Genomic DNA, 24,554 nt, shown 5'->3' with positions numbered 1-24,554 from the left:
CAACCAAACAACATCGGCGCGCAGCTAGCAAGTCACATGCGGATACTCTGGATGGTGTGGGCACATCGCAAAGCATCCGGACGGCAATCATAGGGGCCGGACCCCGCGGCACCAGTGTCCTGGAACGGCTCCTGGCCAACTGGCGGCTGATGCAACCCTCCGCCTCCGGGCCCGATACGGGAGCCCGTCTCCACGTCGACGTCGTTGATCCCTACCCCGCCGGTCCGGGCCATGTGTGGCAGCCCGGCCAGTCGCGGCTGTACCTGATGAACACGCAATCGTTCTATCCCACGGTCATCCCTCAAGACCCGGAACTGGCCCCGCCTGTCGCCGGCACCACGTTCGAGCAATGGCGGGCCGCGCAGCAGGACACTCCGCACCCTGCACTGACCGAGGACGAACGGGCCGAGCTCTCCGGCCTCGGACCGCAGGATTTCCCCAGCCGCGCCATTTACGGCCGCTACCTGCGCTCCACCCTGGACGAGCTGCTGGCCCACCTTCCGGAGGGCGTCACCGTGCAGTTCCACCGCACCACCGCCACCGCCGTTCGGTCCACAGGGGACGGACTGTTCGACGTCGAACTCGAGGGCGGCGCTCCGCTCACCGTCGGTTCGGTGGTGCTGGCCCTGGGCCACCTGGAATCCCGGCTCAACGCCGAACAGCGCGAACTCCAGGCCGGCGCCGGGCAGCTGGGCCTGCTATACCTGCCGCCGGCGGCCCCGGCCGACGTGGACTGGTCCGTTGTGCCGGCCGGGGAACCCGTGCTGGTCCGCGGCATGGGGCTGAACTTCTTCGACGTGATGGGCCAGCTCACCGAGGGCCGGGGCGGGAAGTTCGTCGAGGTTCGCTCCCGGGCCGCCACGACCCAGGGCCACGGCGCCGAACCCTCCGATGGCGCCGAGCAGTCCACCGAACTGGATAGCAGCACCGGACTGGAGTACATCCCGTCCGGTGACGAGCCGCTGATTATTGCCGCATCCCGGCGCGGAACCCCCTACCGGGCCAAAGCAAACCTCGCGGGCTATTACCCGTCCGGTGTAACGCTGCGGTACTGCACCGAGGCAGCGGCCGGGCGGTTCGCGGCGGCGGGAATCGTCCCCGGCTTCGATCACGACCTCTGGCCGCTCCTGCAGCGCGACGCGCTCTGGGCCTACTACTCCACGTTGGTCAGGACCCGTCCGGACGCGGTCACCGAGCCCGAAGCGTTCCTGGCCCTGCTCCAGGAAACGATGCGGCCGCACGCCCATAGCGTTTCCCGCTGGGAAGCCGAAGTCGACGCCCTGGTGGCCGGCCACGTGGCAGCGGACCAGCGCCTGAACCTCCCCGGCCTGGCAGCCCCCCTGGCCGGCCGGACCTTCACTTCCCAGGCGGAGCTGGACGCTGCCGTCGTCGAATATCTGGACGACGATGCGCGGCGCTCCGCGCTGGGGGAGGACGACCCCGTGAAGATGACCATCGGGGCGCTGCACCACGGCCGGGCGGTGCTGAAGTCCGTGGTGGCCGACGGCGGCATCACCGACGAGTCGTGGGTCGCGGGCCTGCGGGGCTGGTTTGAGTCGTTCGTCGAAGGCCTGGCCAGCGGTCCGCCGGCAGTCCGGGCCGAGCAGCTTGCGGCGCTCGCCCGGGCCGGAGTGGTGAGCTTTGTCGGCCCGGGCCCCAAGTTTTCGCTTGACCGCACGGCCGGCACTTTCAAGGCCGTCTCGCCGTGGGTCGGGAACCTGGCCGTCCGGGCCCGCACCATGATCGAGGCCCTCGCTCCCGCCAACAGGGTGGCGCTTAACGTGTCCCCGGTGATGGAGCAGCTCCTTGCCGACGGCCTGGTGCGGCCCCGCCTGATGATGACTGTGGAGGGGACGCCGGTGGAGACCTCAGGACTGGACGTCAGCCCGCACCCGTACCGGCCGGTCGGCGCCAACGGATCCGTCACCGAAGGGCTGTACGTCCTGGGCCTGCAGCTCTCCGCCGCGCAGTGGGGCACCGCCATCGCGGCAGAGTCCCTGCCGCAGAGCGGGCCCGTGTACCGCAGCGGCCAGCGCACCCTCCGGGACGCCGACGAAATCGCCCGCCACATCCTCGCCCGCTGACCCCCGCCCCACCGCACTAACCCGGATCAACAGGATGCCCTCCCGCCGGACTCGGAAGAGGTCCGGGGTCATTCCTCCCGCGCGGAACCGGGGTGCCGCGTCAGCCATTCCAGGGCTGATTCTGTGGAAGTAAAGTACACCTGGTCATAATTCCGATTCCGTTGAAGCGCTGATGCGACCACCCGGTCCACGGCGGTGCCACCAACAAGTGCCACCGCAACGACATTTCGGGTCCGTAGCAGGATTTGACGTGCCCCCGGCGTCACACTGATGTCCACCATTTCGACCATCAGGGGGCGCACTTCATTGCCGCTCAACCGGCGCACAGCGCAGGCTGCCTCCTCCGCGTCAACAGCTTCGAGGATTGAACCGGGTCTCCACTTCAGTTGAAGTATCCCGCTGGAATCCAGTGCAATCGTCGCTTTTCCGCCCGCTAGTTCAATTTTCATCAATCTGCCCCCCGAAGGAGCATACCCGACGCGGAAAACGTGCCCCGCCTCCGAGGCCGGGATCCTGGCGGGACTCCCGACCCCGGGACGGGGCACATTCAGTGATTTTCGAACCAAAGACCTGGCGGGCAATCTATCCGTTCAGGCACCTCTGGTACTGGAGCCAAGCCAGGGCGTACTTAATCCAGCCGGCCACGTCGTACCACTTGGTGGGCGGCACCGGGGCCGTGCAGACCGGCGTCACCGGGCCGCTGGCAGCGACCAGGACGTCAACCTTGACCACGGTTCCTGATTCAGCCGCGGTGAGCACCAGGGTCCCGGTGCCCGAGGCCGCACCGGCCGGAACCTTCACGTCCACCGTCGCCGCTCCGGCCGACACCGGGATGCTGCCCAGCTGGGTGGCCGTGCCGGCGGCATCCGTGAAGGCCGCCGTGAGCGAGGTGTTCACCGGGCTGCCCAGGGACGTGAGGTCCAGCTTTGACACCGCCAGCGAAACGGCGTCGCCGCCCTTGATTTCCGCGGCCGTGGTGTTCACAACAGCCACGGTGCGGCGGGCAAAGTCCGGCGACACCGGGTTGTGCTCCTGCAGGTACTTGATCCAGGCATCGCGGTCCACGAGGCCTGAGTCGTCGGTGCCGGCGCCCTCCTTGAAGACCCGGAAGTTGTCGCCGCCGGTTGCCAGGAAGCTGAACGTGCCAATGCGGTAGGCCTTCGCCGGATCGATGAGGGAGCCGTTGACCCGGATGGAGGTGATGCGGTCTCCGGCGGCGCGGCCGGCGTCGTACGTGTAATTGACGTTCTTGGACAGTCCCAGCTGCTGGTAGGCGCGGCTGGGGACCGTCCCGTCCGGGTTGGTCTGCCACTGTTGTTCCAGGAGCGTCTTGAACTGTGCACCGGTCAAGGACGTGGTCCAGAGGTTGTTCACGAACGGAAGCACGGCGTTCGCTTCCGCGTACGTGATGGTTCCGTCGGGCGCGAAGTACAGTTCGTTTCGCAGGCCGCCCGGGTTTACGACGCCGATTTCGGCGGCGCCGAGGTCCGGCGCCTTGAGCGCGTCCACAAGGGAGTCCGCCACCAGGTTGCCCAGCGTCGATTCGTTCGCCCGGTCGTCACGTGATGCCGGGCTGGTTGCCGTGGCGGGCGTGAAGGCCGTGGTGATATCAGCGGTCACCTTGCCGACTGGCTGGTTGCCGATCACCGCGGCGTCCGCCAGTGCCTTGTCCACGATCGCCTTGACTGCTGCCACTCGCGGGTACTTGGCCACCAGGTCCGCCGCGGTCTCAGTCTCGGTGGGCACGGTCCGCTTGACGTTGCCTGCTTTGTAGCCGGTCACCTGCATCGTCGTGGTGTCGACAGTCAGCTGGATCTGGCCGATGAACTCGCCGTAGCTGCCGGTCTGGACGACAGGACGCGTCCTGCCTGTCGGCTGGCCGTTCATGTCCAGTACCGGTGCATCCCAGGAGTACTGCTTGTGCGTGTGGCCGGTGAAGATGGCGTCAACCTCGGGAGAGGTTTTGGTGACCAGCTTTGCGAACGGACCCCCGGCTGCGACTTCCTGCTCCAAGGTAGAGCCGTCAGGGGTGCCCGATCCGGCACCGTCGTGGTTTTCCACCACGATGACGTCCGCGAGCTTTTCGCCGGTGATCTTCGCAGCCACTCGGTTGATCGCGTCAACGGGGTCGCCGAACTCAAGTTCGGTGACGCCGGCGGGCGTGACCAAGGACGGTACTTCCTGGGTGACTGTGCCGATCACCGCCACTTTCACGCCGTTCATCTCCAGCACCGTGTATTCCGGCAGCACCGGTTCCGTGGTGCCCTTTTGGTAAACGTTGGCGCCGAGGTAGGGGAACTTGGCGTTGGTTCCGCCGGCGGCGACGCGGTCGCGCAGGTCCGTCCAGCCGCCGTCGAACTCGTGGTTGCCGACGGCGGACGCGCGCAGCTCGAGGGCGTTGAGCACATCGATCGTGGGCTGGTCCTTGGCGACCGCCGAGGCGAACAGCGAGGCTCCGATGTTGTCTCCCGCGGACAGGAAGGCCGTGGCGCCCGGAGCCGCGGACTCGCGCAGCTTCTCCACGGTGGCGGCAAAGAGGAAGGTGTTGGCGTCGATGCGTCCGTGGAAGTCGTTGATGCCCAGGAGGTTCAGGTCCACGCTCGCCGGCGTGACCGGGGCGGCCGGCAAGTCCAGGCCCACCACCACGGGGTCGTGGTCGCTTGCCCTGAACTGGTCCGGCGCATAGTAGTTGGTCACATTGTTGTTATACCGGCTGTACTCCAGCGCCACGGACTCCACCGAGTTGATGTTCCAAATGTCGGCGCCGGTGACCACCGAGTTGGCGCCGGGCGAGGCAAGGACATGGTCCAGGGAACCCACCAGTCCGCCGAAAAGGTAGGAGTGCTTGGCGGACCCGTCCACGTTCCGTGCCTTCTCGCCCTGGTTGACGAACCCGGCAGCGGTGAGGACGTTCATCGGATCTTCCTTGGCATAGGCGTTGAAGTCGCCCATCAGGAAGACCTTGTCCGTGCCCTTCGAGGCCTGCAGATCATTGGAGAATGCGAGGAGCGATTTAGCCTGTTCCGTGCGGGCAAGGTTCGAGGCACCCTGTCCCTTGTCGGTGTCCTCCGGAGTGGCTGCGGAGCCTTTCGATTTGAAGTGGTTGGCGATGGCGATGAACTTCTTGTCATCGGACGCCCCCACGGGTTTGAACACCTGCGCCAGCGGCTTGCGGGCGCTCGCAAACGCCACGGTGTCGTTGTGGATGATGGACTCGCCCACCGGCTCCGCAGCGGCCTTCTTGTAGATAAACGCGGTGCGGATCATGTCTTCGTCAGCCAGCGGGGGAGCATTCGCCGGCGTCCGGACGTAATTCCAGATTCCCGGCGTGGCCACGTTCAGGGCCTCCACCAGCTTGGCGAGGGCGTCGTCGCGGTCCTTGCCGAACTGGGCCGAATTCTCAACTTCCATCAGGGACACGACGTTGGCGCCGGACTTGGAAATGGCCGCCACGATTTTGTCCTGCTAGCGTTTGAGGTTCTCGGCGTTGGCGGCACCACGGGCGTGGCAGCCGCTCCGGACCGTGATGGGGTTGCCGTCGCGGTCCGTGTAGAAAGTGCAGCCGGCGAGGGTGTCCCCGGTGGTGGTGAAGTAGTTCAGCACGTTGAAGGAGGCGAGTTTCAGATTGCCTCCGACTGCGGCAGGAGCCTCGGCGCGCGTGGCGCCGAACGTCGCCGGCTGGATGATGCCGGCGTTTTCCGGCGTCAAGTGGGTCAGCGGCTGGAACTTCCAGGCGTTGTTGGCGTAGCTGAGCACCACGTTGGTCTGGAACGTCACGGGCGACCCGACACGGACGGGGTCAGCCGTCGTCAGGTACGGCAGGACCTGGGCCTTCGTTGCGGCGTCCTTGAGGAAGTTGGTGGTGGCGCCGTCGTCGAGCTTGATTCCGCGCGCGGCGTTCGCAGCCACGGTTGCCGCGTAGTCCGCCGATCCGTACGGGGCCACGGCGGTGGGCTGTTCCAGCGGAGTGGTCCCGCCCGCCAGGCCGAGTTCGCCGTACTGGTTCAGGGAGTAGTTGTCGGTGACCGAAACGGGGCCCTGCGGCGTCAGCAGCATGCCTTCGAGGGATTCCCGGACGGCTTCGTCCGCGGGGAGGGTGAAGCCGGTGGACTTTACTTCCGGGGCGGCATCGTCAAGCTTTTGTAGTCCGGCGGAGTCGGGGACACTGACCTGCGTCATGCCGTAAAACTCGCTGACTGTGCCGGTGATTTCGACGTAGTCACCGGTCGTTACCGAGCCCACCGTTGCGGGGGAGTACACGAAGATAGCGTCTGACGCCGTGTGGTTGGCGGGGGTCAGGTCGCCGCCGGTTCCCGGAGTCTGGAGGTAGAAGCCGGCGAAGCCGCCGGTGGGGAACGCCGCGGTCACCTTGCCCCGGGTGGTCACGGAGGCGCCGATGAACGGGCTGTCCGGGCCGGAGCCTTGGATTTCCGCGATGCTTTTGGTGCCGGCGGCCGGCGGCGGATCGACCGGGTCGGGGTCGACGGGACCCGGATCTGCGGAGCCGCCGGCAGCGGTCGGCGTGATGCTGGCGCTTAAGGCGAAGTCGGCGGCGTTGTTGTTGCTGTCGGCACCGTTGGAGCGGTTGAGGCTCTTGACGTCGGTGTTCCCGGCAGGGGCGGTGGCGGCCTGGGTCTCGAACGTGTTGGAGGTGCCGTAACCCAGCAGGTCCGCAACGTTGGCCGGCTCGATGACGGAGCCGGTGGCAAGCGGGTTGAGCGCCGTGGTCTGCTTGGCCAGTACCAGCGTTCCTGTGGTTCCGGACGGGTTCAATCCGGTGGCCACAAGGTCGGGGGCGGGCAGCGCCGGAGCCGTTGAGGCGGCGCTGTTGGTCCCGCCCTGGACCAGGTAGTGCCCCTTTGCGGGGATGCTCCTGCTGAGCGGCGCAACTGCAGTGGGTGCAGCTGTCCCTGTGCCGGAGCGGTATTGGAGTGACCAGCCGTCCAGCGTGACAGGCGCATCAGAGGAGTTGTAGAGCTCTACGAATTTGCTCTTGTAGGCTGCTCCGGGGCTGCCGCCGCTGAGGTAGGCCTCACTAATGACGACGGGCGACGCGCCGGCAGCGGGGGGTGCGACCTCCACTGCAAACGCCGGAACCACTGCAAACGCCGGAACGGCGGCCAGCGGAGCTGCGATAAGCCCCGCTGCCAACGCCGTTCCCCGCGCAATTCTCCAAGGTGTGTTTTTCATCCGCTCTAACTCTCATTAGGGTGCCCCGGGTAAGGGGCCCAGTGGAATGTGTCCGGGTTTGTGGCGACGGACAAAGGGTCCGGACTTTACTCCTGGTCAAGTAGTTTCCGGCACAGCAAACAGGGTCAAACGAACCTGTGGTTGATTCAATGTGCATTCTGCGAGACGTCCCCCAGCGAAACGTTCACCGGCCCACCCAGGCGCCGGACATGGCAAAAGAATACCGGCCGGTAGCTCCGCTGGAAGCCCCCGGCCGGGATTTCTTATATCAATTTACTTAAGTGAAACGGCGAGCCCTTCAGGCCCCGGCGGTTGCGCCTTTGCCTGCCTGTTCAGCCGTCTCCTGCCGGTTGTCCGCCACGATCTTGAACATGGCGCCGGTCGGGTCCGCCAGGGTTGCCAGCCGGCCGAAGGGGGTGTCGTCCGGCCCGTCGATGACCCGCGCACCGAGACTGACCGCCTTGTCGATCGAGGCGTCGGCGTCCTCCACGGCGAAGTAGATCTGCCAGTTGGACGGAACCTCGGGCGGAAGGTACGCGGAGGCATCCATGATGCCGGCCTTCGCGGCATACCCGGCCCCCAGCGTGGTGTATCGGAATTCGGGAGTGTCGCTCATGACGTCCGTGTCCCAGCCAAAGACGTCCTCGTAGAACTCGACGGCGGCGGGGTAGTCCTTGGCGTGAAGTTCGTGCCAGGCCGCCGCGCCCGGCTCGGCCACAAGCTGGTAGCCGGTCATTTCGCGGGGCTGCCAGATGCCGATGGCTGCCCCGGCAGGGTCGGCGAAAATTGCCATGACGCCCTGCTCCGGGACGTCCATGGGCGGCATGAATACCTGGCCGCCGTGCTCGGTGACGGCGGCCGCGGTGGCTGCTGCGTCGTCGGAGCGCAAATACGTCGACCACACATCCGGCATTCCGGCCTGGCTCTCGTCCTTCTGCATCATGCCAGCGACGGATTTTCCGTTCTTCGTGGCAGTGATGTATCCGCCGTATTTTTCCTGGTCCCCTGTCTGGAAGTCCCAGCCGAAGAGTTGGCCGTAGAACTGCGTGGCTTTGTCGGTATCCGATGTCATGAGGTCGATCCAGCAGGGTGCGCCGGGGGTAATGTCAGGGCTGGGCATAGTGGCTCCTGTCGGTTTCCGCGGCAGAACACCCGCGAAGGAGGGGTGGTCAGTGAAGACAGACCAGACACTATTCCCCAGTACCGACACTTTCAATGGTCCCGGCCCGAACTTCGCCTTAACGGAAAGTGCCCCGGAACCTGATGGAACAGGACCCGGGGCACCGATCGCGGAAGGTAAGAGATTCGAACTCTTGGTACGGGGTTACCGCACACTGGTTTTCAAGACCAGCTCCTTCGGCCGCTCGGACAACCTTCCTTACCGAGTAGTGTTTCATAGGCAGTTGGCTGCGACAAAAAACGTCCGGAGTGTTTGCGGGCGGCGCGGCCGCTGCACACTATTTTTTGTGGCAGGAAGCAGCTAGGAATCGGGAGTTCTCCATGAAGGCCGTCTATGTGAGCGGGGCCGGCGGGCCCGAGGTGCTCGAAGTGCGCGAGGTCCCGGCTCCGGTTCCGGGCCCCGGCGAGGTGCTCATCGACGTCGTCGCCGCAGGGTTGAACCGTGCCGACGTCCAGCAGCGCAGGGGCTTCTACCCGCCGCCGCCCGGCGCCTCGGAGATCCTTGGCCTGGAAGTGTCGGGACGGATTGCGGGCTTTGGGCCCGACGTGTCCAAGCCGTTTTCCGTGGGGGAGAAGGTTGTGGCACTGCTTGCGGGCGGCGGGTACGCCCAGCAGGTCGCGGTCCCTGCGGAGCAGGTCCTGAGGATTCCGGACGGCGTGGACCTGGTCACCGCCGCATCCCTGCCCGAAGTTGCGGCCACCGTCTACTCGAACCTGATCATGACGGCGCAGCTCCACCCGGGCGAGACCGTGCTGATCCATGGTGCGACCGGGGGCATTGGCACGATGGCCATCCAGCTGGCCAAGGCTTTTGGCGCCAAGGTTGCCACGACGGCCGGGACCGCGGAGAAGGTGGGTACGGCCAAGGCCTTCCTGGGCGCGGACATCGCCATCAATTACACCGAAGAGGATTTCCCCGAGTCCCTGCGGGCCCAAAACGGCGGCAAGGGAGCCGACGTGATCCTGGACGTCGTGGGCGCCAAGTACCTCAAGCAGAACGTGGACGCACTGGCGGACTACGGCCGGCTAATCGTGATCGGGCTCCAGGGCGGCACCAAAGCGGAACTGGACCTCGGGCAGCTGCTCAGAAAACGTGCCGCGATCATCGGCACGGCGCTTCGGCCGCGTCCCGTGGCTGAGAAAGGGGTAATCATGAATGCCGTGCGCGACGCCGTATGGCCGCTACTGGCCGACGGACGCATCCGGCCGCTGGTGGCCAAGACGTTTCCCCTGGACCAGGTGCGCGCCGCCCACGAGTACTTCGACTCCGGCGACCACGTGGGCAAGGTCCTGCTGGCGATGTAAGTGTGCGGCCTGTCGAAATGAATACCCAGTATTGCCCCGGCAGGGAAACCACGCTACTGTAATTCCATACGCGGTATGCACGCGTCTTGGGGGCGCGTGTATGCCGTCGTCTTTGCGACATCAGGGGGCAGTATGTCCATTCGTCATAGTCTCCTCGCCCTGCTTCAGGACAAACCGCGCTACGGGTACCAGTTGAGGGTGGAGTTCGAAGACCGCACCGGCTCGGCCTGGCCGCTGAACATCGGGCAGGTTTACACCACCCTTGACCGCCTGGAGCGGGACGGGCTCGTGAGGAACGACGGCGGAGACGGCGAAGGTCACGTTATTTACAGCATCACCGACGGCGGCCGCACCGAAGTCGCCGGCTGGTTCGAGGCGCCGGTGGGCCGCGGCAATCCTCCCCGCAACGAACTCGCCATCAAGCTGGCCCTTGCCGTGACCATACCCGGAGTGGATGTGGGCGCCGTCATCCAGGCCCAGCGGGGCGAGTCCGTGAAGGCGCTGCAGGACTACACGAAGTCCCGCCGCGATGCATCCGCCAACCACCGCAAGGCGGACACTGCATGGCTGCTGGTTCTTGATTCGCTGATTTTCCAGACCGAAGCCGAGGTCCGGTGGCTGGACCTCTGCGAAGCCCGGATGGCACAGCACAACAACGGCACTTCCTAGCCGTTCGGCGCTGCCCTCCAACCGTTCGGCGAGGCGTGCGGCAGCCCGCTCGGAAACCTATATCCCTGGGTGCGCGGCATTGGTATGGTGCCATGGGCAGATCACTGTTCAGTTGGGGTTCTCGAGGAGGAGACATGGGCAAAATGCCAGACGGCAAGGCGCGGACATCACTGACGGAGGACGCGCTGAGGCCGGATCCGAACCTGCCGCCGACGGCGGTTGACGAGGCGGTCCTGGAAGCCGAGGAACGCAAATGGACTCCCGCGAAGATCGCCGTCTGGGCCGCGGTTGCGCTGCTTGGCGGCGTCGCGTGGTTCATGGTGGCCATCATCCGCGGTGAAACGGTCAACGCGGTCTGGTTCGTCTTCGCTTCGGTGTGCACCTACCTGATCGGCTACCGCTTCTACTCTAAGATAATCGAGCGCTACATCACCCGGCCGAACGACCGGCGCGCCACTCCTGCCGAGTACAAGGCGGACGGCAAGGACTACGTCCGCACTGACCGGAACGTCCTCTTCGGCCACCACTTTGCCGCCATCGCCGGCGCCGGCCCGCTGGTGGGCCCGGTCATTGCGGCCCAGATGGGTTACCTGCCCGGCACTATCTGGATCATCGTCGGCGTCGTTCTTGCCGGCGCCGTGCAGGACTACCTTGTCCTGTTCTTCTCCATGCGCCGCGGCGGCCGGTCACTGGGCCAGATGGCCCGCGAGGAACTCGGCGTCATCGGCGGCACGGCCGCCCTCATCGCGACCCTGCTGATCATGGTGATCATCGTGGCCATCCTGGCCCTCGTCGTCGTGAACGCCCTGGGCGAAAGCCCCTGGGGCGTCTTCTCCGTGGGCATGACCATCCCCATCGCGCTCTTCATGGGCGTGTACCTGCGCTTCCTGAGGCCCGGCAAGGTGATGGAAGTGTCGCTGATCGGCTTTGTCCTGCTCATGGCGGCCATCATCGGCGGCGGGATCGTGGCGGACACCGAGTGGGGCGCCGCGGTCTTCCACCTGGACAAGGTCACCATCGCCTGGGGCCTCATCGGTTACGGCTTCATCGCCGCCATCCTTCCGGTCTGGCTGCTGCTGGCGCCGCGTGACTACCTCTCCACGTTCATGAAGATCGGCGTGATCGTGATGCTGGCGCTGGCCATCATTGTGGTCCGCCCCGAAATCACCGTTCCCGCGTTCAGCGAGTTCGCCAGCCGGGAGAACGGGCCGGTGTTCCCCGGAGCCCTCTTCCCGTTCCTGTTTGTCACCATTGCGTGCGGGGCGCTGTCCGGCTTCCACGCGCTGATCTCCTCCGGAACCACCCCGAAGCTGATCGAGAAGGAACGCCAGGCCCGCCTGATCGGCTACGGCGGCATGCTGATGGAATCCTTCGTGGCCATCATGGCGCTGGTGGCGGCCATCTCCATCGACCGGGGGCTGTACTTCGCCATGAACTCACCCGCTGCCCTGACCGGCGGCACCGTGCAGACTGCCGCGACCTGGGTCAACAGCCTGGGCCTTGCCGGGGTGAACCTGACCCCGGACCTTCTGGCAGAGACAGCGAGGATTGTCGGCGAGGAAAGCATTGTGTCCCGTACCGGCGGTGCGCCTACGCTGGCCGTGGGCCTGGCCCACATCATGCAGCAGTTCATCGGCGGCACGGCCATGATGGCGTTCTGGTACCACTTCGCCATCATGTTCGAGGCGCTATTCATCCTGACAGCCGTTGATGCCGGCACCCGCGTGGCCCGGTTCATGCTGCAGGACTCCATCGGCAACTTCGTGCCCAAGTTCAAGGAGCATTCATGGCGGCCGGGAGCCTGGCTCTGCACCGCCGTCATGGTCGGAGCCTGGGGCGCGGTGCTGCTGATGGGCGTTACCGACCCGCTGGGCGGCATCAACACCCTGTTCCCGCTGTTCGGCATCGCCAACCAGCTGCTTGCTGCGATCGCCCTGTCGGTCTGCCTGGCCATCGCGGCCAAACGGGGCACGATCAAGTACCTCTGGATTGTGGCTCTTCCGCTCGCTTTCGCGGCAGTGGTGACCATCACCGCCAGCTTCCACAAGATCTTCTCGCCCGTCCCGGCAGTGGGTTACTTCGCCAACAACGCCGCCTTCTCCAGGGCCTTGGCAGACGGCAAGACGGAATTCGGGACGGCCAAGAGCGTCGCGGCCATGGAGGCAGTGGTCCGAAACACCATGATCCAGGGGTGGCTGTCCGTGATCTTTGTGGTGCTGAGCATCATCGTCATCATCACCGCGTTCGTTGCCACAGTGAGGGCGTTCCGCAACGACGCAGCCGGTGCCGCCCACACCGACCACGAGGACCCGGCCGTGCCGTCCCGGAGCTACGCGCCGGCGGGATTGATTCCCACCCCGGCCGAGCGGGAGATCATGGCCGAGTGGAACAAACTTCCTCCTGATCTGCGGCTCGAAAAGTCCGCGCACCACTGATCGGGGCCAGCGATGAACGCGATACTGGAAGGCTTCCGTGGCTTTGCCCGGTACTTCGGCGGAGTGCTGGGGGCGGACGCCTATGCAAAATACCTGGAGCACCACGCCGCCTCAGGGCATGCGGAGAAACCGATGACCGAGCGCGAGTTCTGGCGGGACCGCACCGACCGCCAGGACAGCAACCCGCAGGGCCGCTGCTGCTGAGCGGCTCCTGCTGAGCCGTGCTGCCGCAGCAGCGCCGCCAACGGAGGGCGCCGTCGGACAAAAAAGGCCCGACGGCGCCCTTCCGCCGTTTCATGACCCTGGCTGTTCCGATCAGGTCAACTTGGTTCATTGACTGGCGCCGCCGCTGGCGGCTCGTGAGAGTATGAAGCCATGAGCGATCCGAACGACACTCAACCTGAAGAGGACGCCCCTGTTGAGGGCACAGCACTCGACGCCGAAGCAGTTCCGGGCCCGGCGTCCAATCCTGGGAACGGCCGGTCGAGGAGGAGCAGCCTCCAAGACCTGGTGGACGAGCCTGCCAAGGTGATGCGGATCGGCACCATGATCAAGCAATTGCTGGATGAAGTGAAATCGGCCCCGCTGGATGAGGCTGCCCGGGGGCGTCTGGCCGCAATCCACGAACGGTCCATCAAGGAACTCGAGGAGGGGCTTGCCCCGGAACTCGTTGAAGAGCTGGACCGGATCAGCCTTCCCTTTCCGGAAGACACCACGCCGTCAGAGCCGGAACTGCGTATTGCGCAGGCGCAGTTGGTTGGCTGGCTCGAAGGCCTGTTCCATGGCATCCAGACGGCCATCGCTGCACAGCATGCCGCGCGTGAGCATGCCGCGGCGCAAATGCAGTTACGGCAGCTGCCGCCCGGGACGATGATCGCACCGGGCGTAGTGATAGGTGAGAATGGCGAGCCGCAGCGTGCCAAGGTGCCGCAGGCCCGCGCCGATTCCCAGAAAGCCGGAACACCGGATGATCCGGACCACGGTCCCGGCCAGTACCTTTAAGGCAGTTCGTGGCATTCTTTGCAGCCGCCCGTCAAGGGCGGAAAGACGACGCTGAGCTGGGCAGGGGGCTGTGGCGGCGGGCCCACGACCGCTTCCACCGCGGCCTTGACCGCTACCATCAGGTCCTGGAAGGCGTCGAGGATGATCAGCTGTACGCCGAACTTGTGGAGATTGCGAACGACCTTGCGGCCCTCTCCGAGAGGGTCCGGAACATCTGCGTGGAAGCGCAGCGGCGGTCGCCCAGCGACGGCCTGGACATACCCGGAGCGCTGGCCGGCGTCCATCGCTCACTCTCCAAAGCCGGCAACTCGCTGGCCACCACGGCGGAGGCAGCCGCCATGCTGCGGCTCGCGGTAGGTCCCATCCCCGTCGGCGCAGCATCCGTCCGCCGCCGCGCGGAGTCGGTGTTCGAACAGATTGCCGATGCCGAACGGCGGCTTGCCGAGCCCGGCAATTCCTGACCGGGCTGGAACACTTAGTCAGAGCCGCGCGGGGCGGGTATTCCCGGTTACGCGGCTAGCTTAGCGGGCCCGTTTTGCTGGCCGGGCACTGCCGTCCTTGGCAGGATGAACGAATGACTCTTTCTCCTGAACTGACTTTCAATGACGGCAACACCATTCCCCAGCTGGGCTACGGAGTGTGGCAGGTTGAGGACGACGTCGCGGAAAAGGTTGTGGTCCAGGCCTTTGAGGCAGGCTTCCGCCACATCGACACCGCCAAGATCTACGGCAACGAAGCTGGCGTGGGCCGGGCCATCGAGCGCTCGGCCCTGAAGCCGGAAGACATCTTCATCACCACCAAGCTGTGGAACGCCGACCAAGGCTACGAGTCCACCCTTGCTGCCTTCGAGGCTTCTATGGAGCGCCTGGGCCTTGAAACCCTGGACCTGTACCTGATCCACTGGCAGCAGCCGCAGCAGGACAAGTACGTGGACACCTGGAAGGCGCTGATCGAGCTGCAGAAGCGCGGCCGGGTAAAGTCCATCGGTGTCTCCAACTTCACTCCTGAGGGACTGCAGCGGATCATCGATGAGACCGGCGTTGTTCCTGCCATCAACCAGGTGGAGCTGCACCCGTTCTTCAATCAGGCGGACCTGCGCGAATTCAACGCGTCCAAGGGCATCCTCACCCAGGCATGGTCGCCACTGGGCCAGGGCGGCGAGCTCCTGGAGCACCCTGCCATTGCCGGGATCGCGGCCAAGCACAACGCCACGCAGGCACAGGTGGTCATTGCCTGGCACCTCGCCCTGGGCAACGTGGTGATCCCGAAGTCCGTCACAGATTCCCGGATCCGCGAAAACTACGCCGCCTTGGATGTCACGTTGGATGCCGCAGACATCGAGGCCATCAACGGCCTGGACCGCACTGTGGAGGGTACCGGACGGATCGGCCCTGACCCGGCTGTCTCCGACTTCGCCTAGCCGCAGGCCCCCGTGCCTTAGCTCCGGGAACCGTTACGGCGGGGAGGCTCCGCACTCATGCAGTGCGGGGCCTCCTGCTTTTCCTAGGCGGCCAGCTGGCTTGCCTCAGCGGGCACGGCGTCGATGACGGCCCAGCCCTGCTCGTCGGAAACATTCCGGCTGGCAAATCGTTCGGCCTCCGGCAGGGTGTCGAACGTTTCCGTGCGAATCAGGCCGCAGTCGGAATCAAAGTAGGTGACATGGAATTCCTGGTTCGCAGTGTCGGAGCCGCCGAGGGATCCCCGCGTGGTTGCTTGGCTGTTGCTGAGGTTCGTATCCATGAATCAAGTGTGCAACCGGCCTCTGACAGTAAAGGCCACTCAGTCCGGCGTGTTGCGAAGCCGGAGCACTCTCTCCCTGGCCAGCATTTCGGCCCGCTGGACTTTTTCCGCGGCCCTGCTGGCCAGCTGCATCTGCGCGGCAGCGGATTCACGTCGTTTCCTGGCCTGCTCGAATTCCTCATCGACCTTCTTGAGGCGTTCGCGCAGGCTGCGGGCTTCTTCCCCCAGCCGGGTCAGGGTGGACGCTGCTTCTTCAAATTCCTCGATCCGCTCGCGGGCTTCCTCTGCCGCTGCCTGTGAGGCTGCCTCGGCTTCGGCAAGGCGTGCAGCGGCCCGCTCGAGAACCGACGGCGACGGCGCCGCCCGCTCAGTCCTGACGGCCTTCAGGCGGGGTTTTTCAGCGGAGGCAGCCGCCGGCGCAGTATCGTTTTCCACGACGGCCGGCCTGCGGCCTGGACCCGCCTTCGCTGCTCCTGCTTTCGGCGTTCCGCCTGACACAATGCCGCCGGCAGTCTTACGCTTGGCAGTTCCGTCTTTCACGGTCCCGGCTTTCCCCGTCCCGCCTTTGGCGGTGCCGCCCTTGGAAGGCGGAGGGCCCGACGGCGCCTGCCGGACCTCCGGTTCCGGACCCGCCGGGAGGGTCAGCACCGAGGGGACCGCCACAGCGTCCCCGACGTCCACGCGGTCCACGCCATCGGCCGAGAGCACCCGGAGCAGGCGGCCGCTCCGCACAGCGGCGGCCGCACCCTCATCCACGGTTACGGCCCGCAACGTCTGCTCCACCTCGGTGGCCACTGCGCTGCTTAGCTTGCGGCCCTGCTGTTCCGTCACGTCACGGGCAGCTTCCATAACCTGGTTGAGCAGCTGCCGCCGCTCCTGGGAAAGCGTGCGGAGGGCACCGGCGTCGAGGTCGTCCTGGGCGCTGCGCATCGCCGCTCCCAGATCCGCCAGCTCACCGAGCGAGTCCGGACGATGCACGGCCAGCATGTTAACTGCCCAGGCCGCCGCAGAGGGCTTGGGGAGGGCACGCACAGCGTCAGCCAGGGCACGCCCGCTGTCCTCCGCCGCAGCCTTGGCTGCTGCTGTCCGGGCGGCCACGAATCCTTCAAGCGGCTGCGTGTAGAGAGCGGCGGCGATGCCCGCGAGTTGTTGCTCGTCCATGCGAGCATCTTATGGTCCGTTGCCGCCCCCGTGCCGGTGTCCGTTCCTTCCGGATGGTGTCAGCAGCCTTAGGAGCAAGCCCGGTCCCTTCCGGCGGCCAGCGGCTAAGATCGGCAGAGTGACGAACTCACCGAGTGACGAACGCTACGTTGTGCGCCGGTGGTGGAGGGGGAGGTCGCTGCCTTGGGCAGGGCTGGTCGGCGTATCCATCATCCTGACCGTTGTTGCTTTGGAACGGACACTGTTCTTCGTCTATGAGCCTGTGCCGGACTTTGTGGAACGATTGCGCATCGGCCGGCTGTGCATGCTGCTGGGCTCGGCGGCGTCAATTGCGGCGGCCGTCTGGTCCCAGATCCGGCGTTATCCGCTGTGGGTAACCATCTGCGTTGCGGCGCCTGTCGCCTTGGTGGGCTTGTCCACGATGATCACAACCCCGCCAACGCTGATCCCGCAGATCTTCGGGTTGTTCGCCATTCCGGCTGCGTTGGCAGGGCTTATCGGCGGAGTCCTTTTCCGCGCAAGCCGGAGATGGTCCGCTGACCGGCCTTGATGCCGCCCCGCTTCGGCGGAACGGGCCATCGCCGGAGGCGGCCTTCCGCTTAACCAGTAAAAAACCCCGCGTCACCACCGGAACCGGCGACAACACGGGGTTCTTCCCGAGCTTCCTATCAGAATCGAACTGATGACCTTTTCATTACGAGTGAAACGCTCTACCGACTGAGCTAAGGAAGCACCGCATGACATTTCCCGGAAGAACCGGGCGGATCATGCAAGAGACAACTGTAATAGAGACCTTTGCCCGGGTCAAAATGAGCGGGCCGGGCACCGCCAGGATTGATGTGTCGGACGTTGTCCGGATGTTCACCCCGCGGCCGGGGCGGGTTCAGCAAGCGGTCCCGGAGAGCTTCCACTGTGGAACGATCATCCACGGCCGCGTCGGCGGCCACTTGTCAGCGAAGGGGCTTGGCTATGACTCCGGACACAGCAGACGCATCCGCACGGGCAACGGCAACCACACTGCATGGCACCCGCCCGGGTTCCGCCCATGACGTCCGGCTGGCCGTCCTGGCGATGGTGGGAACAACAGTGTTCGACGGCGGCCTGCTGGAGCACGCCATGACGCGCACCTTGGCAGACCAGGGAATAGAGGAAGGCTCGCCCCGGTTCGAACGCATGCTCCGCTACGCCAAGGAAACGGCGGGAACATCAAAACTCGCGGTCTTCAGCCACTTGTTCGAGGGCCGCGCCCGCGCCGCCGCAGCCAACACCTTCTTCGAGCGAAGCTGCGATGAACTGATAGCAGACGGCGTCATCCAGGCTGTTCCCGGCGCCGAAGACGCCATCGGCTGGCTGCGGGACGCCGGAGTCATGGTGTGCCTTGCCACGGGCTTTGGACGCCACACCCAGAACATGGTGCTGGAGAGCCTTGGCTGGATGGGTTTGGCGGACCTGAGCCTGTGCCCGGCCGACGCTGGACGCGGCAGGCCCTATCCGGACATGATCCTGACGGCCGTCCTCGCGCTGGACCTTGACGATGTCCGTAAAGTCGCCGTCGTGGGGGACTCCTGCGCGGACATCCAGTCCGGCCTGCGGGCCGGGGCCAGTACGGTGGCCGGAGTCCTCACCGGGGCGCACGGGGAGCCGGCGCTTCGCGCGGCCGGCGCCACCGCCGTCGTGCAGTCCATCCGGGACCTTCCGGTATTGCTCGAGCCCCGGTCCGAATAGCCTGCCGGTCAGACGGCCGCCGGCCGATTCAGCACTGCTGCCTAGCACTGCGTGTTGTCCGCGGGTGCCTCTCCGGTCAGGAAGTAGTCGTCGACGGCCTTGGTGACGCAGCTGTTGGAGCGGCCGTAGGCGGTGTGGCCCTCACCCTTCCAGGTCACCAGGGAGGCGTTGCCCAGCTGCTTGCGGAGGGCGCCTGCCCACTCGACGGGGGTCGCGGGATCGCCGGTGGTGCCCACCACCACGATGGGCGCGGAACCGGAGTACTCCACGGGCGCCGGGGTGCGGAGGCTCTTGTAGGGCCAGTCCTGGCAGTTGGTGCCGCCGTAGGCGAAGAAGTAGCCGAGGGTGGGTGATTCCTGGCGCAGCCGCTGCTCTTCGGCCCGCATCGCGGCGGGGTCCGACACCATCGGGTAGTCCAGGCAGTTGACGGCGTTGAAGGCGAAGGCGCTGTTGGAGGTGTACTTGCCGCTCGGGTCCCGGTCGGCGCCGAAGTCGGACAGCCGGAGCATCGGTGAGGGGTCGCCCTTGAGCGCGGCGTCCAGTGCCTGGGTCAGCAGGGGCCAGTTGTCGTCGTTGTACAGGGGGAGAATGAGACCGCTGACGAAGGCCGAGCCGGTCACCAGCCTGCCGTCCTGGGCGCGCTGGGGGTTGGCGTCCACTGCTGCCACCACGTCGCGGATCTGCTGGACACCGCTGTCCACGGTTCCGCTCAGCGGGCAGCCACCGTCACCGAGGCACTTCTCCACATAGGCACGGATGGCCTTCTCAAATGCACGGGCCTGGCCCATGGTGAGCTCCTCATTGCTGAGGGAGGGGTCCAGTGCACCGTCGAGCACCATCCGGCCCACGTTGTCCGGGAACAGCGAGGCGTAGGTGGAGCCGAGGAACGTCCCGTAGGAGTACCCCAGGTAGTTCAACTTGGCGTCATTGACCACGGCGCGAAGGATGTCCAGGTCCTTGGCCGCGCTGACCGTGTCCACGTGACCCAGCACAGGACCGGTTTTTTCGGCGCATTTGGCGGCCGTTGCCTTGTTGTCGGCGACGGCGGCTGCTAGTCCTGCGTCCGTGCTCAGGTCGTAGCTCTTCCCCCGGGATTCGTCCCGTTCCTGGTCGGTAAGGCACGTGACGGGGGAAGACCGCTTGACGCCGCGGGGGTCGAAGCCCACCAGGTCGTAGCGGGCCCGGACTTCGCTGGAAATGTTCGTCGCCCCGGCGTCCTTGACGAAGTCGTAGCCGGAACCGCCCGGTCCGCCTGGGTTGACCAGGAGGCTGCCGGTCTTGTCGCCCGTCGCCGGCATCTTGAGGGCCGCGATCTCGATGCTGTCGCCGTCGGGCTTGCTGTAATCGAGGGGCACCTTGATTTTGGCGCACTGCAGCTTGTCCTCGCAGGCGGTCCAGGAAACTTCCTGGGAATAGAAGCCCCGCAGCTCTTCCGGAGCCGCCTCGGCGATCGACGGATCCGCCTTGCCGGTGCTTGCGCCGTTCGATCCGCCGTTGGAGGACCCGGACAGGGTGCAGCCAGTCAGCGCGAGCAACACGGCCATGGAGCCAGCAGCTGCCTTGACCGCGGCCGCTCCGGACCGTAGGGGCAGACGTCGGGCAGGCTTCATGCAGGGCTCCTTGGGGGACTTGGCGCGGGCTCGGGCGGTTAACATACGGCGGCGGGACGGGCTGTAGGGGACTGCACTAGATCAGGCTCGCGGCCATGGATTCGACGGCCAGGAGCGGTGCCACGTTGGTGGTGGTAATTCGCTGACGGGCTTTGTTGATCGCATCCATCCGTGCGAGTGTGGCGTCCGGACCGGATCGGGCGGCAAATTCCGTCAGCTCATTCCTGAGTTCAACGTTTACCAGTTCCACGGCGTTCCCCATCTGGATGATCAGGACGTCCCGGTAGAACGACAGCAGGTCCGTGAGGGTCCGGTCAAGGGAGTCCGTGATGGAACGCTTCGCGCGCCGCTTCTGGTCATCTTCGAGCTGCTTGACCTGGCTCCGCATGGCAGGCGGCAAGGTACCGCTTTCGGGGGCACCGAGTGTGGCCAGCAGCGCTGCCTTCTCTTCGGCGTCGCGCACTTCGTTGGAGCTGTTGGCTTCCTCAGTGGCGATCTTAACCAGCTTTTCAGCCATCAGGACGGCCGCAGTGATGCCCCGCAGGCCCAGCGGAAAGCGAACGGTCTCCAGGCGGCGCTCGCGGGCGTCAGCATCGCGGGCGAGTCGTCGCGCAATCCCGACGTGGCTTTGTGCTGCGCGGGCCGCGCGCTCGGCAAGGGCCGGATCCACGCCGTCGCGCCTTACCAGCAGCGCCGCGACGTCGGCAGCGGGCGGCAGCCGCAGGGCCACCGGACGGCAGCGGGACCGGATGGTAACCAGCACGTCCGCCGGAGAAGGCGCACACAGCATCCACACTGTGCGGGGAGTGGGCTCCTCGATGGCCTTCAGCAGCACGTTCGTGGTCCGCTCCGCCATGCGGTCCGCGTCCTCCACCACGATGATCCGCCACCGTCCGGACGACGGCCGGTTTCCCGCGGTTGCCACCAGGTCCCGGGCTTCATCAATGGTGATGGTGACTTTTTCGGTGCGGACGAACACCACGTCCGAATGCGTTTCCCCCAAGATGGTCCGGCAGGCGGGACACTCGCCGCAGCCGCGCCTGGTGACGTCTTCCTGGTCGCAGTTGAGCGCGGCGGCGAAGGCCTTCGCAGCGTTGGAGCGGCCCGAACCCGGCGGGCCGGTGAAGAGCCAGGCATGGGTCAGGCCGTCGCCCTGGGCGGCCTGGCGGAGCTGGGCGACGACGGCGGGCTGGCCCTGCAGGTCGTCCCAGACGGTCACGTGGCCGCGCCTTCCCGGGAAGCTTGCCTGGCAACCTGCCGGGAAAGGATCAGCGCGTCCACCCGTGCCAGGATAAGGCCGGCCAGTTCCGCGACCGGCAGATGGGCCGGCAGCACCAGGTAGAGCTCCGGCCGGTCCGCTGCCAGGTCCAGGAAAGCGGTGCGGATCTTCGCGTGGAACTCGTCCGCTTCGGATTCCATCCGGTCTTCGGCGGCGTCACCGGCAGTGCGGCGGAGGCGCCCGACGGCGGGATCGACGTCGAGCAGCACGGTCAGGTCCGGTCGCAGGCCGGACGTGGCCCATTCATTCAGCTGGCGCACGGCGGCTGTTCCGAGTTCCCGTCCTGCGCCCTGGTACGCCACCGAGGAATCGATGTAGCGGTCCGTCAGGACGATCTCGCCGCGCTCCAAAGCGGGCAGGATGACCTGCTCAGCGTGCGCCGCGCGGGACGCGGCAAAGATAAGGGCTTCCGTGCGCGCGTCAATGTGGCCGTGGCCGTGGTCGAGCACCAGGGACCGCAGCTTTTCGCCGATCGGAGTGCCACCCGGCTCCCGGGTGCGCAGCACCTTAAACCCGCGCGAATCAAGGGCCGCGGCCAGTGTTGCGGCCTGCGTGGACTTGCCTGCGCCGTCGCCGCCTTCAAAGGCGATGAACAGTCCGGGGTTCTGGGTAGTCACAAGACCAGCCTACCGACAATCACCGACGGCTTAGGCGCCCGGGCGTCACGGCTTTCATGCACTGCGGGCCTGCAACGTACGCTTTGACCATGAGTCTTTCCGAACAGCAAGCCGCCCAGCTGTCGGCTGAAACGGTGGTTGTCGCCGCCGGCCGTCCGCCGCGGGAACGCGATGAGCCGGTGAACCAGCCCATCGTCCTGTCCTCCACCTACTTCGGAACAGGGCCCCTCGCCGACGGCGACCGCGGCTACGGCCGGTACTCCAACCCCACCTGGGACCCGTTCGAGGAGGCCCTGGGGCAGCTGGAAGGCGCCTCCCTTCCCGGCCTCCTGTACGCGTCCGGCCTCGCCGCCGTCAGTTCCGCGCTGTCGCTCATTCCGGCCGGGGGAGTGCTGGTGATGCCCTCGCACAGCTACGCCGGTTCCCTGGTGATGGCCACCGAACTCGCCGAGAAGGGGATGTTCGAACTCCGGACCGTGGACATCGCAGATACCGACGCCGTGAAGGAACTGCTGGCTCCGGCCGACGGCAAGGCGGCAAGCATGCTGTGGCTGGAAAGCCCCACCAATCCGATGCTGGGGATAGCGGACATCCGCGCCCTGACCGCCGCCGCCCACGAGGCGGGCGCGATTGTCGTCACGGACAACACCTTCTCCACCCCGCTGGTCCAGCAGCCGCTGAGCCTGGGGTCCGACGTCGTTCTGCACTCCGTCACCAAATACCTCTCCGGGCACTCCGACGTCGTCCTGGGTGCCCTCGTGACGTCCGACGAAAAAATCCGCGCCACCCTGCTGCACCACCGCATCATCCACGGCGGCATCGCTGGTCCTTTCGAAGCCTGGCTCGCCCTCCGCGGACTCCGCACGCTCGCCCTGCGCATCGAGCGCTCCCAGGCATCGGCAGCCGTCCTCGCGGAACGGCTCAGCAGCGACTCCCGCATCGAGAGCATCCGGTTCCCGGGGCTACCAACGGACCCTGGCCACGAACGTGCCAAGTCGCAGATGAAGAGCTTCGGCTCCGTGCTGAACATCCAGCTCGCCCCGGCCGGCGGACTCAGCGGCGCTGACGCCGCGGACAAGCTGGTCCGCGCGCTGCAGTTGTGGCTTCCTGCCACGTCTTTGGGCGGGGTTGAGTCGCTGATTGAACGACGACGCCGCCACGCGGCCGAGCCGGTCAGTGTTCCGGACAACCTGGTCCGGCTGAGTGTCGGGATCGAAAACGTCGATGACCTCTGGGCCGATTTGAAGCAGGCACTGGACGCGCTGGACGGCTAGGCTGGGAACGTGGACGGAAAACTGCTGATTTTATACGTCGAGACCGCGGTCTACTTCATCCTTGCGCTCGTCGCCTTCGGCATCGAGGTGTGGGCATTCTTTGATTGCCTGCGCCACAAAGCGAACGCCTTTGAAGCCGTGTCCAAACGGACCAAGACGTTCTGGCTGGCGTTGACCGGCGGGGCGCTGGCCGTTGGTGCGCTGTCAGTCTTTGGCGGGGGCGGCGGCGGACTGCTCGGTCCGCTCGGCCTGTTCGGCCTCGCTGCGGTCACAGCGGCATCCGTGTACCTCGCCGACGTCCGGCCCGCCGTGAAGGACGCCGGCCGCGGCGGCAGCCGCAACATGGGGCCCTACGGCCCCTGGTGACCGGGAGCGTCCGCTAAGCCGAGGGCGCAACAGCATCCCAGCGGACCGTTAGCTCGCCCAGCCGCCACCGGGAGGGCCCGTCCTGAACGGGCCAGCCGGCGTCGAGCATTGACCGGCACATTGCCGTCCACCGTTGCCTGTTCCCGAACGTTGCCAGCGGCGCTGCGTCCAACCACGCCTTGTCCAGCGCCTGCAGGAAGCCGTGGATTCTCTCCCCGGGAACGTTCCGGTGGATCAGGGCCTTCGGCAGCCGTTCGGCAATCTCCGAGGGCAGTGCGAAGCCGCCGAAACGCATGGAGAGGCTCAGGCTGAGCGGCCCGCCGGCGTCGAGCGCCACCCACGTCACCCGCCGTCCGATCTCGTCGCAGGTGCCGTCGATGAAGAGCCCGTCCGGAGCGAGCCGGGCCCGGACGAGGGCCCAGATGGCTTCGACGTCCGCTTCCTCGTACTGCCGCAGCACGTTGAACGCCCGGACAATGACCGGCCGGCCGGGAACGGGAAGCTCGAATCCGCCCACATGGAAGCTCAGCCCGGCCCGCTCCAAGGCCTTGGCTGCCCGGACCCGGTCCGGTTCAATTTCTATTCCGGCCACGCGGACATCGGCGCGGACTGCGGACAACCGGTCGAACAGTTCGACGGCGGTCGCAGGGGAGGCGCCGTAGCCCAGATCAATGACCAGCGGGTCGGCTGCCAGGCGCAGCCGCCACGCCTGTGTCCCCGTCAGCCACCGGTCCATGCGCCGCATCCGGTTGGGGTTGGTGGTGCCGCGCGTAACGTTGCCCACCGGCTTGCCGCTTTTGCCTGCCACCCGTTCAGCTTTCTGCACCACCGGATAAGCCTAACGGTCCGCCCTTGAGCCGCGGGACCGCAGCCTGCACACGCATCCGATGTAACGCTCGGCACCGCCGCCGCCTGCTC

General features: G+C 66.2%; 20 protein-coding genes, 2 tRNA genes and 1 pseudogene. 12 read left to right on the top strand and 11 right to left on the bottom strand.

Features of this window, described 5'->3' with window-relative positions; translation table 11 throughout:
- Positions 1 to 56: 56 nt before the first annotated feature.
- Positions 57 to 2,084, top strand: a complete 2,028-nt coding sequence (locus J7I92_RS07760) for an FAD/NAD(P)-binding domain-containing protein (RefSeq protein ID WP_214839168.1) — start codon at positions 57 to 59, stop codon at positions 2,082 to 2,084.
- A gap of 68 nt (positions 2,085 to 2,152) precedes the next feature.
- Here the strand turns inward: J7I92_RS07760 and J7I92_RS07755 are convergent, their stop codons facing one another.
- The 4 genes and pseudogenes from J7I92_RS07755 to J7I92_RS07740 form a co-directional block, all read right to left on the bottom strand.
- Positions 2,153 to 2,533: an STAS/SEC14 domain-containing protein gene (locus J7I92_RS07755; protein ID WP_214839166.1), complete on the bottom strand. Its 381-nt coding sequence runs from the start codon at positions 2,531 to 2,533 to the stop codon at positions 2,153 to 2,155.
- A 133-nt stretch (positions 2,534 to 2,666) separates the two neighbouring features.
- Positions 2,667 to 7,274, bottom strand: a pseudogene (locus J7I92_RS07750) (ExeM/NucH family extracellular endonuclease).
- Positions 7,275 to 7,572: 298 nt separating this feature from the next.
- A complete protein-coding gene (locus J7I92_RS07745) occupies positions 7,573 to 8,394 on the bottom strand; it encodes a VOC family protein (RefSeq protein WP_214839164.1) in 822 nt (273 codons plus the stop codon).
- 170 nt (positions 8,395 to 8,564) lie between these two features.
- Positions 8,565 to 8,652, bottom strand: a tRNA-Ser gene (locus tag J7I92_RS07740).
- Between the two features lie 122 nt (positions 8,653 to 8,774).
- Between J7I92_RS07740 and J7I92_RS07735 the strand changes: the two genes are divergently transcribed.
- From J7I92_RS07735 to J7I92_RS07705, 7 genes are all read left to right on the top strand, one after another.
- The gene (locus tag J7I92_RS07735) at positions 8,775 to 9,758 is read left to right on the top strand and encodes an NAD(P)H-quinone oxidoreductase (protein WP_214839162.1); all 984 of its coding nucleotides are present in this window, start codon (positions 8,775 to 8,777) and stop codon (positions 9,756 to 9,758) included.
- 132 nt (positions 9,759 to 9,890) lie between these two features.
- A complete protein-coding gene (locus J7I92_RS07730) occupies positions 9,891 to 10,427 on the top strand; it encodes a PadR family transcriptional regulator (RefSeq protein WP_214839160.1) in 537 nt (178 codons plus the stop codon).
- Between the two features lie 134 nt (positions 10,428 to 10,561).
- The gene (locus J7I92_RS07725) at positions 10,562 to 12,862 is read left to right on the top strand and encodes a carbon starvation CstA family protein (protein WP_214839157.1); all 2,301 of its coding nucleotides are present in this window, start codon (positions 10,562 to 10,564) and stop codon (positions 12,860 to 12,862) included.
- A gap of 12 nt (positions 12,863 to 12,874) precedes the next feature.
- Positions 12,875 to 13,066 carry a YbdD/YjiX family protein gene (locus J7I92_RS07720; protein WP_214839155.1) on the top strand — a complete coding sequence of 64 codons (192 nt, stop codon included), beginning with the start codon at positions 12,875 to 12,877 and terminating at the stop codon, positions 13,064 to 13,066.
- Between the two features lie 171 nt (positions 13,067 to 13,237).
- Entirely contained in the window at positions 13,238 to 13,864 is a 627-nt protein-coding gene (locus J7I92_RS07715; protein ID WP_214839153.1) for a bacterial proteasome activator family protein, read from the top strand.
- Positions 13,865 to 13,872: 8 nt separating this feature from the next.
- On the top strand, positions 13,873 to 14,325 hold the full coding sequence (locus J7I92_RS07710; protein ID WP_214839151.1) for a hypothetical protein: 453 nt from the start codon (positions 13,873 to 13,875) through the stop codon (positions 14,323 to 14,325).
- A 113-nt stretch (positions 14,326 to 14,438) separates the two neighbouring features.
- The gene (locus J7I92_RS07705) at positions 14,439 to 15,284 is read left to right on the top strand and encodes an aldo/keto reductase (protein ID WP_214839149.1); all 846 of its coding nucleotides are present in this window, start codon (positions 14,439 to 14,441) and stop codon (positions 15,282 to 15,284) included.
- An 83-nt stretch (positions 15,285 to 15,367) separates the two neighbouring features.
- Here J7I92_RS07705 and J7I92_RS07700 read toward each other — a convergent pair whose 3' ends face one another.
- Both J7I92_RS07700 and J7I92_RS07695 read right to left on the bottom strand, forming a co-directional pair.
- Positions 15,368 to 15,604 carry a hypothetical protein gene (locus J7I92_RS07700; RefSeq protein WP_214839147.1) on the bottom strand — a complete coding sequence of 79 codons (237 nt, stop codon included), beginning with the start codon at positions 15,602 to 15,604 and terminating at the stop codon, positions 15,368 to 15,370.
- A gap of 39 nt (positions 15,605 to 15,643) precedes the next feature.
- Positions 15,644 to 16,765, bottom strand: a complete 1,122-nt coding sequence (locus tag J7I92_RS07695) for a hypothetical protein (protein WP_214839145.1) — start codon at positions 16,763 to 16,765, stop codon at positions 15,644 to 15,646.
- A gap of 118 nt (positions 16,766 to 16,883) precedes the next feature.
- Here J7I92_RS07695 and J7I92_RS07690 point away from each other — a divergent pair, with 118 nt between their 5' ends.
- A complete protein-coding gene (locus tag J7I92_RS07690; protein ID WP_214839143.1) occupies positions 16,884 to 17,315 on the top strand; it encodes a hypothetical protein in 432 nt (143 codons plus the stop codon).
- 109 nt (positions 17,316 to 17,424) lie between these two features.
- On the opposite strand, the gene J7I92_RS07685 is transcribed toward J7I92_RS07690, so the two are convergent.
- Positions 17,425 to 17,497 (bottom strand) — tRNA-Thr (locus tag J7I92_RS07685).
- A 237-nt stretch (positions 17,498 to 17,734) separates the two neighbouring features.
- Here J7I92_RS07685 and J7I92_RS07680 point away from each other — a divergent pair.
- Positions 17,735 to 18,490, top strand: coding sequence for an HAD family hydrolase (locus J7I92_RS07680; protein WP_214839141.1), 756 nt, complete (start codon positions 17,735 to 17,737; stop codon positions 18,488 to 18,490).
- A gap of 41 nt (positions 18,491 to 18,531) precedes the next feature.
- Here J7I92_RS07680 and J7I92_RS07675 read toward each other — a convergent pair whose 3' ends face one another.
- From J7I92_RS07675 to tmk, 3 genes are all read right to left on the bottom strand, one after another.
- Positions 18,532 to 20,100 (bottom strand): alpha/beta hydrolase, encoded by a 1,569-nt coding sequence (locus J7I92_RS07675; RefSeq protein ID WP_214839133.1) that lies wholly within the window; start codon positions 20,098 to 20,100, stop codon positions 18,532 to 18,534.
- Between the two features lie 76 nt (positions 20,101 to 20,176).
- Positions 20,177 to 21,319, bottom strand: a complete 1,143-nt coding sequence (locus J7I92_RS07670; RefSeq protein WP_214839131.1) for a DNA polymerase III subunit delta' — start codon at positions 21,317 to 21,319, stop codon at positions 20,177 to 20,179.
- On the bottom strand, positions 21,316 to 21,996 hold the full coding sequence (gene tmk / locus J7I92_RS07665) for a dTMP kinase (protein ID WP_214839129.1): 681 nt from the start codon (positions 21,994 to 21,996) through the stop codon (positions 21,316 to 21,318). Before tmk ends, J7I92_RS07670 begins: the two co-directional genes overlap by 4 nt.
- An 89-nt stretch (positions 21,997 to 22,085) precedes the next feature.
- Between tmk and J7I92_RS07660 the strand changes: the two genes are divergently transcribed.
- Together J7I92_RS07660 and J7I92_RS07655 are read left to right on the top strand one after the other, a co-directional pair.
- Positions 22,086 to 23,270 carry a PLP-dependent aspartate aminotransferase family protein gene (locus tag J7I92_RS07660; protein WP_214839127.1) on the top strand — a complete coding sequence of 395 codons (1,185 nt, stop codon included), beginning with the start codon at positions 22,086 to 22,088 and terminating at the stop codon, positions 23,268 to 23,270.
- 9 nt (positions 23,271 to 23,279) lie between these two features.
- Positions 23,280 to 23,636, top strand: a complete 357-nt coding sequence (locus J7I92_RS07655; RefSeq protein WP_214839125.1) for a DUF2516 family protein — start codon at positions 23,280 to 23,282, stop codon at positions 23,634 to 23,636.
- A gap of 13 nt (positions 23,637 to 23,649) precedes the next feature.
- Here the strand turns inward: J7I92_RS07655 and J7I92_RS07650 are convergent, their stop codons facing one another.
- The gene (locus tag J7I92_RS07650) at positions 23,650 to 24,465 is read right to left on the bottom strand and encodes a class I SAM-dependent methyltransferase (protein WP_214839123.1); all 816 of its coding nucleotides are present in this window, start codon (positions 24,463 to 24,465) and stop codon (positions 23,650 to 23,652) included.
- Positions 24,466 to 24,554 lie beyond the last annotated feature (89 nt).

Source organism: Arthrobacter sp. ISL-72 (genome assembly GCF_018613755.1).
GTDB lineage: Bacteria > Actinomycetota > Actinomycetes > Actinomycetales > Micrococcaceae > Arthrobacter.
Note: the sequence above shows the minus strand (reverse complement) of the source record. Positions and strands in the feature narration are given on the sequence as shown.